Genomic DNA, 13,280 nt, shown 5'->3' with positions numbered 1-13,280 from the left:
GGAGCGGCCACATCTGGCCTTGAAATACAAAACGCCCGATGCGGTGCATCGGGCGTTTTGAGACTGAAACAGGTGTAAACCTATTTCAGGACTAGACATTCACGGAATCGCGGGAGACAAAAATGCCGATCTGGTGGAGTTCGCGTCTCTCTGCAGGAGCCGGCTTGCTGGCGATGGTCGTTAACGATAAAGCGTATGAGCTGAATGAACGCGGCGTACTTGAGACCATCGCCAGCAAGCCGGCCCCTACAGGTATTGGGTTATCCGTATTTCCCGGGGTTGCGCCAAGATCCATTTTTTTGCGTTCAGAACAACCCGTCACTGTCGGGCAGTTCATACTCCGATGGGGTCCAGCAAGGGCCATTGGTCTTACCCGGTTTCCCCAAAGTCGGCTCTTTCGCAAGGCACTCCACCAGGTAATCAATCAGCACCCGCAGCTTGGGAGGCAGGTATCGGGTTGGGGAATGCAGCAGCCAGGCGCCTCCGTGATAGGACGCCAAAAAGGTCCAGTCGGGCAGAACCTGCACCATCAACCCCTTTTCCAGGGCATGGCGCGCAGTGAAATACGGCAAGCTGCCAATGCCGATGTGCTGCAATACCGCGCCATAACGTACGCCAGTGTGATTGGCCGCATATCGCCCACGCACACCGACGGTAACCGATTTATTACCCTTCTTGAATTTCCAGCGCGCATCACTCGGGGTCTCGCCCAGGTAAATGCAACTGTGGTTGAGCAAGTCATGGGGGTGAGTCGGCGTACCATGTTCGGCCAGATACTGCGGCGTCGCGCAGAGTAAATGGTCAATCGTCAGCAGCTGACGCCCCACCAGCCCCGCAGGTGGCCTATCGGTGATGCGAATCGCCAGGTCGACATGATCGTCAATCAAATCGACCTGACGATCTTCAAGCAACAGTTCCACATCCACTTTGGGATAGCGGCGCAAAAACTCCGGCATATGCGGGTGAATCACGATTCTGCCTACCGCTTTTGGTACGCTGATTCGCACCAGACCCTCGGGTTCATCAGTGAACTGCCCACTGATTTCCATCACTGACCGGGCAGCGTTAACCATCTCCTTGCAACGCTTGAACACCTCCTCGCCGCCATCGCTCAGGCGCAGCTTGCGCGTGGTGCGTTGCAGCAGGCGGGTCGCAAGCGCCTTTTCCAGTCGCGAAATGCTGCGACTGATTGCCGAGGGGGAAGAGCCCAGTTGACGAGCCGCCTCGGAGAAGCTTCCCGTCTCGACGACCTTGACGAATATCGCCATTTCACCGAGCAGGGGCAGCGGGAGATTTGTGTTCACAGCGCAACAGTCCTTTGATGTTTGACCGGATTATCACGCACTTACTGCATTTCTATAATAAAAAAGGAAATTCAATACGAGCCTGGATATGACGCTGCGCCTTTTTTTCCATAGCGATGACCTCAAGGCCAACGTGGAAGTCCTCGATTGCACACCTCACGAAAACGAGTTTGCAGTGGTGCTACGCGCAACCCTGTTTCACCCACAGGGCGGCGGGCAACCCTGCGACACTGGCTGGATCGGAGAAAGTCAGGTGTTGAGGGTGGTCCAGGAAGCGCAACGGATCATTCACTTCGTCGACCACCCGGTCAGACTCGGCATGGCGCAGATCCGCGTCGACGAACAGCGTCGGCTGTTCAACACACGCATGCATTCCGCTGGCCACCTGATCGGCCACTTCGTCCAGGCCATGGGCTGGATGCCGATCAAGGCACATCACTGGCCGGGGGAAGGACGCGTGCAATTCAAACCGACAAATTCGGCTCAGGATATCGAGGCGCTGACCGTTGAGCACGGCATCGAACAATGGATCGCCGCTGACCTGCCGCGCCTGACCTCCGTGCGAGAAGGTGCCAGGGAAATCGGTTTCGGCGAACTGCCTGCCTATGGCTGTGGCGGCACTCATGTGCGCAGCCTGAAGGACCTGCAAAGGGTTTCGATCGGTTCAGTTGCACAAAAGAAAGGGACGCTGTCGGTCCACTATCACGTGGATTGACCACGTGGGGGGGGCGCAAATGTCATCAGCCGCAAACCAGACCATTCCTGCAAAAACTTGCCTGGATGAAATACCCCCGCAAACCACCGGGGTTCTTTTCTCCTCATTCACAGGCGTGAAACAAAATCCCTACAAAATACATAGTTCGCTACCTGTCATCTTGTCGACGGTGCGTATATAAAAGCACCCCACCGCGGCACGCCCGGTGACATCAAAGCCTCATTTGACACACCCGGTGCAAATTACGCGCCTGGTTTCATTTGCGCAGGCTGGGGCTCAAGCGCAGCATGTCCAGCCCCGTATCGACCCAGCGTTCGGCTTCGATGTGCAGTTCAAAGCTCTCTGGAGCCAGCAACCACTGGTACAGGATGCCGTCGATGTAAGCATGCAAGCTGATGGCCGCGCGGGCAGTGTCAAGATTTTCCGGCAACTGCCCCCGGTTCACTGCATTTTTCAGGGCCAGGCCGATCCGCACATTGCAATCGAGGCTGGCCGCCACTCGCTGCAGGCGCAGGTCACTCATTTCATCGGTGAATTCGCACTTATGAAACAGAATTTCGTTGATGCGCCGGGTTTTCGGGTCCAGTGCAATTTGATGAAACAAATGAACCAACAGCTTGCGCATGCAGCCCAGGGGGTCGGGTTCGTCGGGGCTTTCGCTGGCCTTGGCCATCTCCTCCAGCGGCTCATGCAAGGTGTCGAGCATGGCCTGAACCAGATCCGCCTTGTTACTGAAATGCCAGTAGATGGCTCCCCGAGTGACGCCGGCCAGGGTCGCGATGTCCGCCAGGGTCGTGCGCGCCACGCCTCGCTCGTAAAAGGCTTTTTCGGCCGCCACGAGTATTTGCGCGCGGGTTTCCTGAGCTTCCTCTTTGGTGCGACGGACCATGGCAGTACAACCTCAATCAGGGTGCTTCACTGATGTCTGAATATCAGCTGAATAAAAGTGGAACGAGCGCTCTTGGTCGCCGTCCCCGGCCTACAATTCGAACCTTTATATGGCTGCTGTAACGGCGGGGATACACAGCCAAGGTATTTACAAACAACCATGTACGTAAGTATATTCCTTAGCAAGCTACTTATCCACTCGGTAAACATTTTCAAACCTTCCACCTTTCTTGTGCGCACTTTGCGCGCCTGACCCGAGGATTTTCATGCAATTCAAGCCAGCTGTTACCGCTCTGGTCGCCGCCGTCGCCCTGGCATCGCTACTCAGCGGATGCAAAAAGGAAGAGGCAGCACCGGTCGCCCCACCCCCTCAGGTCGGCGTCGTGACTCTGCAACCGCAAGCCTTCACCCTGACATCCGAACTGCCAGGTCGTACCAGCGCGTTCCGCATCGCCGAAGTTCGCCCACAGGTCAACGGCATCATCCTCAAGCGCCTGTTCAAGGAAGGTGGCGACGTCAAAGCCGGCCAGCAGCTGTATCAGATCGACCCGTCGGTCTATGACGCTACATTGAAAAGCGCCGAAGCCAACCTGCGTTCGACCAAATCGATCTCCGACCGCTACAAGCAACTGGTCGACGAACAAGCCGTAAGCCGTCAGGAATACGACACCGCCGTGGCCAACCGCCTGCAATCGGAAGCCGCGCTGCAAACGGCGCAGATCAACGTGCGCTACACCAAGGTGTATGCGCCGTTGACCGGCCGTATCGGTCGCTCTTCAGTTACCGAAGGTGCGCTGGTCGCCAACGGTCAGACCGAAGCGATGGCAGTCATCCAGCAACTGGACCCGATCTACGTCGACGTTACCCAGTCTTCGGTCGAGCTGCTTCAACTGCGCCGCGAACTGGAAAGCGGTCGCCTGCAAAAAGCCGGCGACAATGCCGCGAAGGTCAAGCTGACCCTCGAAGACGGCAGCCAGTACCAACTTGACGGCAAGCTGGAGTTCTCCGAAGTCTCGGTTGACCAGACCACCGGCTCCGTTACCCTGCGCGCCGTGTTCCCGAACCCTGACCATACGCTTCTGCCGGGCATGTTCGTGCACGCCCAGTTGCAGGCCGGTGTGAACAGCGCCGCCATCCTGGCCCCGCAGCAAGGCGTGACCCGCGACCTCAAAGGCACCCCGACCGCACTGGTCGTCGGTCCCGACAACAAGGTCGAACTGCGTCAGCTCAAGGCCAACCGCACTGTCGGCAACCAATGGCTGATCGAAGACGGCCTGAAGGCGGGCGATCGCCTGATTACCGAAGGGCTGCAATTCGTCCACCCCGGCATTGAAGTCAAGGCCAGTGAGGCGACTAACGTCAACGTAGGCGCAAAGAACCCGGCCCCCGTCCAGACAGCTGACAAAGCGTCCGGCGGCAAAGGGGAGTAACTCATGTCAAAATTCTTCATTGACCGTCCGATTTTCGCCTGGGTAATTGCCCTGGTGATCATGCTGGTCGGGGCACTATCGATCCTCAAACTGCCGATCAACCAATACCCGAGCATCGCGCCACCGGCGATCGCCATCTCCGTGACCTACCCGGGCGCTTCTGCGCAAACCGTGCAGGACACCGTGGTGCAGGTGATCGAACAGCAACTCAACGGTATCGACAACCTGCGGTATGTGTCCTCGGAAAGTAACTCCGACGGCACCATGACCATCACCGCGACCTTCGAGCAAGGCACCAACTCCGATACCGCGCAGGTACAGGTCCAGAACAAGCTGAACCTGGCCACCCCGCTGCTGCCGCAAGAAGTGCAGCAGCAGGGTATCCGGGTGACCAAGGCAGTGAAGAACTTCCTGCTGGTGATCGGCGTGGTGTCGCGTGACGGCAGCATGACCAAGGACGACCTGTCCAACTACATCGTGTCGAACATGCAGGACCCGATCTCGCGGACAGCCGGTGTCGGTGACTTCCAGGTGTTCGGTTCCCAGTACGCCATGCGTATCTGGCTCGACCCGGCCAAGTTGAACAACTTCAACCTGACCCCGGTGGACGTCAAGACCGCCATCGCTGCGCAGAACGTCCAGGTATCGTCCGGCCAGCTCGGCGGCCTGCCCGCCCTGCCCGGCACACAGTTGAACGCCACGATCATCGGCAAGACCCGCCTGCAGACCGCCGAGCAATTCAATAAAATCCTGCTCAAGGTCAACAAGGATGGCTCCCAGGTTCGCCTGAAGGATGTCGCCGAGGTCGGCCTGGGTGGTGAAAACTACAGCATCAACGCCCAGTTCAACGGCGCTCCGGCTTCCGGCCTGGCAGTGAAACTGGCCACCGGCGCCAACGCCCTGGATACCGCCAAGGCGCTGCGCACGACGATCGACAGCCTCAAGCCGTTCTTCCCTGAAGGCATGGAAGTGGTATTCCCGTACGACACCACCCCGGTGGTGACCGAGTCGATCAAGGGTGTGGTTAACACGCTGGTCGAAGCGGTTGCGCTGGTGTTCCTGGTGATGTTCCTGTTCCTGCAGAACTTCCGCGCCACCATCATCACCACGATGACCGTGCCGGTGGTATTGCTGGGTACATTCGGGATCCTCGCGGCAGCCGGCTTCAGCATCAACACCCTGACCATGTTCGGTATGGTGCTCGCCATCGGCTTGCTGGTGGACGACGCCATCGTCGTGGTGGAAAACGTCGAACGGGTGATGAGCGAAGAAGGTCTGTCGCCCAAGGAAGCCACCAAGAAATCCATGGGCCAGATCCAGGGCGCCCTGGTGGGTATCGCCCTGGTGCTGTCGGCGGTATTGCTGCCGATGGCGTTTTTCAGCGGCTCCACCGGCGTGATCTACAAGCAGTTCTCGATCACCATCGTCTCGGCCATGGCCCTGTCGGTACTGGTTGCACTGATCTTCACCCCGGCGCTCTGCGCCACCATGCTCAAGGCCATTCCGAAGGGCGAGCACCATACGCCCAAACGCGGTTTCTTTGGCTGGTTCAACCGCAACTTCGACCGCGGCGTCAAAAGCTACGAACGCGGCGTGGGCAGCATGCTCACGCACAAGGCCCCGTACCTGCTGGCCTACCTGCTCATCATCGTCGGCATGATCTGGCTGTTCACCCGTATCCCGACGGCGTTCCTGCCGGAAGAGGACCAGGGCGTACTGTTCGCCCAGGTGCAGACACCGGCCGGTTCTACCTCCCAGCGTACCCAGGTGGTCGTGGACGAGATGCGCGAATTCCTGTTGCGTCCGGGCAAGGATGGTGGTGAAGGTGATGCGGTGAACTCGGTGTTTACCGTGACCGGCTTCAACTTCGCCGGTCGTGGCCAGAGCTCGGGTATGGCGTTCATCATGCTGCGCCCGTGGGACGAACGTAACGCCGACAACAACGTGTTCAAGGTCGCGGCCCGTGCCCAACAGCACTTCTTCACCTTCCGTGACGCCATGGTGTTTGCCTTCGCGCCACCGGCGGTACTGGAACTGGGTAACGCCACCGGTTTCGACGTGTTCCTGCAGGACCGTGCCGGTATCGGGCACGCCAAGCTGATGGAAGCGCGCAACCAGTTCCTCGGTATGGCAGCGCAAAGCAAGATTCTCACTCAGGTCCGTCCGAACGGCCTGAGCGACGAACCGCAATTCCAACTGGAAATCGACGACGAGAAGGCCAGTGCCCTGGGCATTACTATCGCCGATATCAACAACACCCTGTCGATCGCCCTGGGCAGTAGCTACGTCAACGACTTCATCGACCGTGGTCGGGTGAAGAAGGTTTACGTGCAAGGTCAGCCGGGTTCACGCATGAGCCCCGAAGACCTCAACAAGTGGTACGTGCGCAACAGCGTCGGCACCATGGTTCCGTTCTCGGCGTTCGCCAAGGGCGAGTGGATCTACGGATCGCCGAAACTGGCCCGCTACAACGGCGTAGAGGCGATGGAAATCCTCGGCGCCCCGGCTCCGGGTTATTCCACCGGTGAAGCGATGGCCGAAGTTGAAGCCATTGCCGCCAAACTGCCGAAAGGTGTCGGTATTTCCTGGACCGGCCTGTCCTATGAGGAACGGCTGTCCGGCTCGCAAGCACCGGCGTTGTACGCCCTGTCGCTGCTGATGGTGTTCCTGTGCCTGGCGGCGCTGTATGAAAGCTGGTCGATTCCGATTGCGGTGATGCTGGTGGTGCCGCTGGGGATCATTGGTGCACTGATGGCGACCAGCTTGCGTGGCCTGTCCAACGACGTGTACTTCCAGGTAGGCCTGTTGACGACCATCGGTCTGGCGGCGAAAAACGCCATTCTGATCGTCGAATTCGCCAAGGAACTGCACGAGCAAGGGCGCACCCTGCGCGACGCGGCGATCGAAGCCTGCCGCATGCGTCTGCGACCGATCATCATGACCTCGCTCGCGTTCGTTCTCGGTGTGGTACCACTGGCCATATCCACGGGCGCAGGTTCCGGTAGCCAGCATGCCATCGGCACCGGGGTGATTGGCGGTATGATCACGGCCACTGTTCTGGCGATTTTCTGGGTCCCGCTGTTCTTTGTCACCGTATCGTCCATTGGCCAGCGCAAGCAGGTCGACCAGGATGACGCTACTGAAACCCCTAAAGAGGCTGGCTAATGAGCAAGTCGCTACTCTCCCTGGCAGTCGCCGCCTTCGTGCTCGGTGGCTGCTCGCTGATACCTGATTATCAGCAGCCGCAAGCGCCGGTGACGGGCCAGTACCCGCAGGGCCCGGCGTATTCGCCGAACCAGGCGCCTGCCCAGGCTGCGGCGGAACAAGGCTGGAAGCAGTTTTTCCATGACCCGGCGCTGCAGCAACTGATCCAGGTTTCCCTGGAAAACAACCGCGACCTGCGTGTCGCGGCGCTGAACATCGACGCCTTCGCCGCGCAATATCGCATCTCCCGTGCCGATCTGTTCCCGGCGGTCTCGGCCAATGGCACCGGCAACCGCCAGCGTCTGCCGGCGGATGCCTCGCAGACCGGCGAAGCCGGCATCACCAGTTCCTACTCGGCCACTGTCGGCGTCAGCGCCTATGAACTTGACCTGTTCGGTCGGGTTCGCAGCCTGAATGAAGAAGCGCTGCAGCAGTACTTCGCCACTGAAGAAGGTCGGCGCAGCACGCAAATCAGCCTGGTGGCCAACGTCGCCAATGCCTACCTGACCTGGCAGGCCGACAAGGAACTGCTGAAGCTGACTCAGGACACCCTCGCCGCATTCGAAGAGAGCTACAAGCTCACTGCCCGAAGCAACGAAGTGGGCGTCGCCTCGGCGCTGGACCTGGCCCAGTCGCGCACCTCGGTTGAAAACGCCAGGGCGCAACTGGCCAAGTACACCCGCCAGGTCGCCCAGGATGAAAACAGCCTGGTACTGCTGCTCGGCACCGGCATCCCGGCCAATCTGCAGGCGGCCAAACCGCTGAACGACGACCTGCTGAGCGACGTTCCACCAGGTCTGCCATCGGACCTGCTGCAGCGTCGCCCGGACATCCTCCAGGCCGAGCATAACCTCAAGGCCGCCAACGCCAACATTGGCGCGGCGCGGGCAGCGTTTTTCCCGAGCATCAGCCTGACCGCCAATGCCGGAACCCTGAGCCCCGACCTGTCCGGTCTATTCAATGGCGGTTCCGGCACCTGGCTGTTCCAGCCGCAGATCAACCTGCCGATCTTCAACGCCGGCAGCCTGCGTGCCAGCCTGGATTACTCGAAAATCCAGAAAGACATCGGCGTGGCGAACTACGAGAAGTCCATCCAGACCGCCTTCCAGGAAGTCGCCGACGGCCTGGCCGCACGCCAGACCTACACCCAGCAGTTGCAGGCTCAGCGTGATTTCGTCAGCGCCAACCAGGATTACTACCGCCTGGCCGAGCGTCGCTACCGCATCGGCGTCGACAGCAACCTGACCTTCCTCGATGCCCAGCGCCAGCTGTTCAGCGCCCAACAGGTGCTGATCACCGACCGTCTGGCGCAACTGGTCAGCGCAGTCAATCTGTACAAGGCCCTCGGTGGTGGCTGGAACGAACAGACCGCGAAAAACGAGCCGGTGAAAGAAGAAGCGCCGAAGATGAAGTACTTCTGATAGCGCTGTGAAAACAAAAAGCCCACCGATTGGTGGGCTTTTTGTTGGTTGCGGGAAAAGGAGAGTTGTTCTTTATGGCCCCATCGCCAGCAGGCTGGCTCCCACATTCGACCGCATTTTTTCTGCAAAAACCCGGTTACCTGTGGGAGCGAGCCTGCTCGCGATGGCATTCTTTGCGCTACATCAACGTTTGATGTACCGCCGCCATCGCGGGCAAGCCACACTCCCACAGGGTTCTTCGGTGAACACAACACTGGCATGACACCGCAAAACTGTGGGAGCGTGGCTTGCCCGCGATGACGTCAGTTCAGTCGCCGAAAATCTCGGGGATCACTCCCGCGATTCAACCCCCAACTCATCCCACACCGACTCCGCCAGGTGGAACGTCGCGTTGGCCGCCGGGATGCCGCAGTAGATCGCGCTCTGCATGATCACTTCCTTGATCTCGCCGCGGCTGACGCCGTTGTTGGCGGCCGCGCGCAAATGAAGCTTGAGCTCACCTTCGCGATTCATGCCAATCAACATGGCGATGGTGATCAGGCTGCGGGTATGGCGCGGCAGGCCCGGGCGGGTCCAGATGTCACCCCAGGCGTGGCGGGTGATCATCTCCTGAAACTCCGAGTTGAACTCGGTCAGGGTAGTCAGACTGCGGTCAACGTGGGCATCGCCAAGTACCGCGCGGCGGACTTTCATACCCTCGTCGTAGCGTTGTTTCTCGTCCACGAAATGCCCCTCAGTCAGCCAGCAAAAAAGCCAGTACCCGCTCGCTGAACGCGTCGCCGGCCTGGACGTTGGACAGGTGTGCAGCGTAGAACTCGGCGTATTCGGCGCCTTCTACGTGCTCCTGGATGAAGTGCCCACCGGACGGTGGCGTCACCGCATCTTCAGTACCGGCGATCACCAGCAACGGCACCTTGATCGATGACAACTGATCGCGAAAATCGGCATCGCGTACGGCCGCGCAATTGGCGGCATAGCCTTCTGGCGAAGTGGCCGCGAGCATATCGGTAATGCGCTTGGCGGCCGCCGGATTCGCCTCGGAAAAGTCCGGGGTAAACCAGCGCGCGATCGACGCATCGCGCAAGGCGACCATGGCTGCCTGGCCATCACGCAGCACGGTTTCGATGCGCGGATTCCATATCGATGGATCGCCGATTTTCGCCGCGGTGTTGCACACCACCAATTTGTTCAGACGCTCGCCGGCGTTGATCCCCAGCCACTGGCCGATCAAACCGCCCATGGACAGACCGCAGAAATGTACGCGCTCGATGTGCAGCGCATCCAGCAGCGCCAAAACATCGTGGCCCAGTTGCTCGATGCTGTAAGGCCCCGGGGTTACCAGCGATTTTCCGTGACCGCGAGTATCGATACGCAGCACACGGTAATGCTCGGTGAACGCGGCAATTTGCGCGTCCCACATATGCAGGTCGGTACCCAGGGAGTTGGACAGCACCAGTACCGGCGCATCGACCGGTCCGTCGAGTTGGTAGTGCAGTTCGCCCTCGGCGAGTTGTACAAAAGCCACAGCAATCTCCTTCAGGCAGTCAATGCAGAATGTTCGGCCACCGCTCGCTCGACCCAGGTTCTGGCCTGACCGAGATAATGTGCGGGGTCCAGCAGATGATCGAGTTCGACCGCCGACAATTCGGCAGTCACTTGCGGCTCGTCGCCGAGTACCGCGCGCAGATGACGTTGTTCGGCCACGGCGCGTTTGCAGCATTGTTCCAACAGATGATGCGCGGTGTCGCGCCCCACCCTTTGTGCAAGGACGATGCTCACCGCTTCGGCGAGCACCAGGCCCTGGGTCAAATCGAGGTTGCGGGCCATGCGTTCGGCGTCCACCTCCAGCCCGCCCGTCACCAGCAGCGCCTGCTTGAGGCTGCCGGATACCAGGCAACAAATCTCCGGCAGGGTTTCCCACTCGGCATGCCACAGGCCGAGGCTGCGCTCGTGCTCCTGGGGCATGGCGCTGAACAGGGTCGAGATCAGGCCCGGCACGCGCGTCGCCGCACCGATCAGCACCGCCGCGCCGACTGGATTGCGTTTATGCGGCATGGTTGAAGATCCGCCCTTGCCCGGCGCCGAAGGCTCAAACACTTCGCCGGCTTCGGTCTGCATCAACAGACTGATGTCGCGCCCGAGTTTGCCCAGGCTGCCGGCGATCAGCCCGAGTACCGAGCCGAACTCCACCAGGCGATCTCGCTGGGTGTGCCAGGGTTGCTCGGGCAGCGTCAGTTGCAGCTCCTCGGCCAGCGCTTGCGCTATCGGCATCGCCTGCTTGCCGAGGGCCGCGAGGGTTCCGGAGGCGCCGCCGAATTGCAGCACCAGCAGACGCGGCTTAAGTTCCTGCAGTCGCTGACGGCTGCGGGTCACCGCGCCCAGCCAACCGGCGATTTTCATGCCGAGGGTGACCGGCGTCGCGTGCTGCAACCAGGTGCGTCCGGCCAGTGGCGTGGCCACGTAACGCTGAGCCTGGGTGGCCAGGGTTTGGCCCAGTTGGGCCAGATCGCTGTCGATCAACTCGAGTGCGCGGCGCAGTTGCAGCACCAATCCGCTGTCCATCACATCCTGACTGGTGGCGCCCAGATGCACATAGCGCTCGGCTTCGGCATTGCTCGCGGCGATGTGCCTGCCCAGCGCCTTGACCAATGGGATCGCCGAATTACCGGCCGTGGCAATCGCCTCGCCGAGGGCCGAAAAATCGTAATGCCCGGCCTGGCAGGCCGCTTCGATCGGTGCCACCGCCGTGTGCGGAATCAGCCCGACCCGCGCCTGGGCCCTGGCCAGCGCCGCTTCGAAATCGAGCATGGCCTGAACCCGGCCCTGATCGCAAAACACGTCACGCATATCGCGAGCAGTGAAATAGGCATCGAACAATTGATTGCCCGGTCGCTGATTCATAAACAGTTCCTGCAGGCGCGGGCCGCTCGGGCCCGCGGGTATGGATCAAAGGTCGTGATGTAAATACTTCGCCTGTTTGGGCAGGCGCAGGCTGAACAGGAACGCTATGGCCATCATCACCGTCACGTACCAGTAGAAGGAGTTTTCCATGCCTACCGCTTTGAGGCTCAAGGCAACATACTCCGCCGAACCGCCGAAAATAGCATTCGCTACCGCATACGCCAGGCCGACACCCAGGGCGCGGACTTCAGGCGGAAACATCTCGGCTTTTACCAGGCCGCTGATCGAGGTGTAGAAACTGACGATCGCCAGCGCCACGGTAATCAGCACAAAGGCCAGGAACGGACTGCTGACACTTTTGAGGCTCAGCAGAATCGGCACGGTGCACAGTGTGCCGAGGGCGCCGAACCACAGCATCGAGTTACGTCGACCGATCTTGTCCGCAAGCATGCCGAAAATCGGCTGCATGCACATATACAGGAACAGCGCGCCGGTCATGATGTAGCTGGCGGTCTTGGCGTGCATGCCAGCGGTGTTCACCAGGTATTTCTGCATGTAGGTGGTGAACGTATAGAAAATCAGCGAGCCACCGGCGGTGTAGCCAAGCACGGTAATGAACGCCGCCTTGTGGTCGCGAAACAGCGCACGGATGCTGCCGGCGTCCTTGTTTTCGCGCATTTCCTTGCTGGAGGTTTCTTTCAGCGAACGACGCAAGAACAACGAGATCAACGCCGCCACGGCACCGACCACGAACGGAATCCGCCAGCCGTAAGCGCGCAACTCGTCTTCATTGAGGAATTGTTGCAGGATCACCACCAGCGACACCGCCAACAGTTGCCCGCCAATCAGCGTGACGTACTGGAACGAGGCGAAGAACCCGCGTTGGCCCTTGAGGGCGACTTCGCTCATGTAGGTGGCGGTAGTGCCGTACTCGCCGCCTACCGACAGACCTTGCAGCAAACGAGCAAACAGCAACATGATCGGTGCCCAGACGCCGATGTCCTTGTAGGTCGGCAGGCAAGCGATGAGCAACGAGCCGAAGCACATCATCAGAATCGAAATCAGCATCGAATTCTTGCGCCCGTGCTTGTCCGCAACACGACCGAAGATCCAGCCGCCAATCGGGCGCATCAGGAACCCGGCGGCGAATACGCCGGCGGTGTTGACCAGTTGTACCGTGGGGTTGTCGGACGGGAAAAAAGCCGGGGCGAAATAGATCGCGCAAAAGGCGTAGACGTAAAAGTCGAACCATTCGACCAGGTTGCCGGACGAGGCGCCGACAATCGCGAAGATCCGCTTGCTGCGTTCTTCGCCCGTGTAGAGAGCTGGAGTAGCGGTGGGAGTTGTCATTGTTTACTTTCTCAATGGGGACCGTGAGAGTCTAGACACACTTTGCAACAGTCCCGTTCCGCAGCAC

10 protein-coding genes are annotated in these 13,280 nt (G+C 60.0%); 4 read left to right on the top strand and 6 right to left on the bottom strand.

All coding sequences use genetic code 11. The features are described from left to right. Window positions 1-305: 305 nt before the first annotated feature. Window positions 306-1,304 carry a LysR family transcriptional regulator gene (locus ASE98_RS09625; protein ID WP_060541140.1) on the bottom strand — a complete coding sequence of 333 codons (999 nt, stop codon included), beginning with the start codon at window positions 1,302-1,304 and terminating at the stop codon, window positions 306-308. A gap of 88 nt (window positions 1,305-1,392) precedes the next feature. Between ASE98_RS09625 and ASE98_RS09620 the strand changes: the two genes are divergently transcribed. Continuing rightward, on the top strand, window positions 1,393-2,019 hold the full coding sequence (locus ASE98_RS09620; protein WP_060541139.1) for a hypothetical protein: 627 nt from the start codon (window positions 1,393-1,395) through the stop codon (window positions 2,017-2,019). 256 nt (window positions 2,020-2,275) lie between these two features. Here ASE98_RS09620 and emhR read toward each other — a convergent pair whose 3' ends face one another. Next, complete coding sequence (gene emhR, locus ASE98_RS09615; protein WP_060541138.1) at window positions 2,276-2,908, bottom strand: efflux system transcriptional repressor EmhR; 633 nt, start codon at window positions 2,906-2,908, stop codon at window positions 2,276-2,278. A 265-nt stretch (window positions 2,909-3,173) separates the two neighbouring features. Here emhR and emhA point away from each other — a divergent pair, with 265 nt between their 5' ends. The 3 genes from emhA to emhC are packed head-to-tail and all read left to right on the top strand — an operon-like array spanning window position 3,174 to window position 8,962. After that, window positions 3,174-4,337, top strand: a complete 1,164-nt coding sequence (gene emhA / locus ASE98_RS09610) for an efflux RND transporter periplasmic adaptor subunit EmhA (protein WP_060541137.1) — start codon at window positions 3,174-3,176, stop codon at window positions 4,335-4,337. A gap of 3 nt (window positions 4,338-4,340) precedes the next feature. After that, the gene (gene emhB / locus ASE98_RS09605; protein ID WP_060541136.1) at window positions 4,341-7,502 is read left to right on the top strand and encodes an efflux RND transporter permease subunit EmhB; all 3,162 of its coding nucleotides are present in this window, start codon (window positions 4,341-4,343) and stop codon (window positions 7,500-7,502) included. Then, complete coding sequence (emhC, locus tag ASE98_RS09600) at window positions 7,502-8,962, top strand: efflux RND transporter outer membrane subunit EmhC (RefSeq protein WP_060541135.1); 1,461 nt, start codon at window positions 7,502-7,504, stop codon at window positions 8,960-8,962. Before emhB ends, emhC begins: the two co-directional genes overlap by 1 nt. A 330-nt stretch (window positions 8,963-9,292) precedes the next feature. Here the strand turns inward: emhC and pcaC are convergent, their stop codons facing one another. Genes pcaC through ASE98_RS09580 form a run of 4 tightly spaced genes read right to left on the bottom strand, consistent with a single transcriptional unit; the run spans window position 9,293 to window position 13,213 of the window. Next, window positions 9,293-9,685, bottom strand: coding sequence for a 4-carboxymuconolactone decarboxylase (gene pcaC / locus ASE98_RS09595; RefSeq protein WP_007976697.1), 393 nt, complete (start codon window positions 9,683-9,685; stop codon window positions 9,293-9,295). Between the two features lie 10 nt (window positions 9,686-9,695). Then, on the bottom strand, window positions 9,696-10,487 hold the full coding sequence (gene pcaD, locus ASE98_RS09590; RefSeq protein WP_060541134.1) for a 3-oxoadipate enol-lactonase: 792 nt from the start codon (window positions 10,485-10,487) through the stop codon (window positions 9,696-9,698). Window positions 10,488-10,498: 11 nt separating this feature from the next. Continuing rightward, entirely contained in the window at window positions 10,499-11,863 is a 1,365-nt protein-coding gene (locus tag ASE98_RS09585) for a 3-carboxy-cis,cis-muconate cycloisomerase (RefSeq protein ID WP_060541133.1), read from the bottom strand. 45 nt (window positions 11,864-11,908) lie between these two features. Next, window positions 11,909-13,213: an MFS family transporter gene (locus ASE98_RS09580; RefSeq protein ID WP_060541132.1), complete on the bottom strand. Its 1,305-nt coding sequence runs from the start codon at window positions 13,211-13,213 to the stop codon at window positions 11,909-11,911. Window positions 13,214-13,280: the final 67 nt, after the last annotated feature.

It is taken from the genome of Pseudomonas sp. Leaf48, from assembly GCF_001421885.1.
Lineage (GTDB): Bacteria > Pseudomonadota > Gammaproteobacteria > Pseudomonadales > Pseudomonadaceae > Aquipseudomonas.
This window is presented reverse-complemented; position numbering and strand designations above follow the sequence as displayed.

What these genes read in the sequence shown, in the direction of transcription:
- emhC (WP_060541135.1), top strand. Translation starts at nt 7,502, where the DNA reads ATGAGCAAGTCGCTACTCTCCCTGGCAGTCGCCGCCTTCGTGCTCGGT.
- emhR (WP_060541138.1), bottom strand. Translation starts at nt 2,908, where the DNA reads ATGGTCCGTCGCACCAAAGAGGAAGCTCAGGAAACCCGCGCGCAAATA.
- emhB (WP_060541136.1), top strand. Translation starts at nt 4,341, where the DNA reads ATGTCAAAATTCTTCATTGACCGTCCGATTTTCGCCTGGGTAATTGCC.
- emhA (WP_060541137.1), top strand. Translation starts at nt 3,174, where the DNA reads ATGCAATTCAAGCCAGCTGTTACCGCTCTGGTCGCCGCCGTCGCCCTG.
- ASE98_RS09620 (WP_060541139.1), top strand. Translation starts at nt 1,393, where the DNA reads ATGACGCTGCGCCTTTTTTTCCATAGCGATGACCTCAAGGCCAACGTG.
- ASE98_RS09585 (WP_060541133.1), bottom strand. Translation starts at nt 11,863, where the DNA reads ATGAATCAGCGACCGGGCAATCAATTGTTCGATGCCTATTTCACTGCT.
- ASE98_RS09580 (WP_060541132.1), bottom strand. Translation starts at nt 13,213, where the DNA reads ATGACAACTCCCACCGCTACTCCAGCTCTCTACACGGGCGAAGAACGC.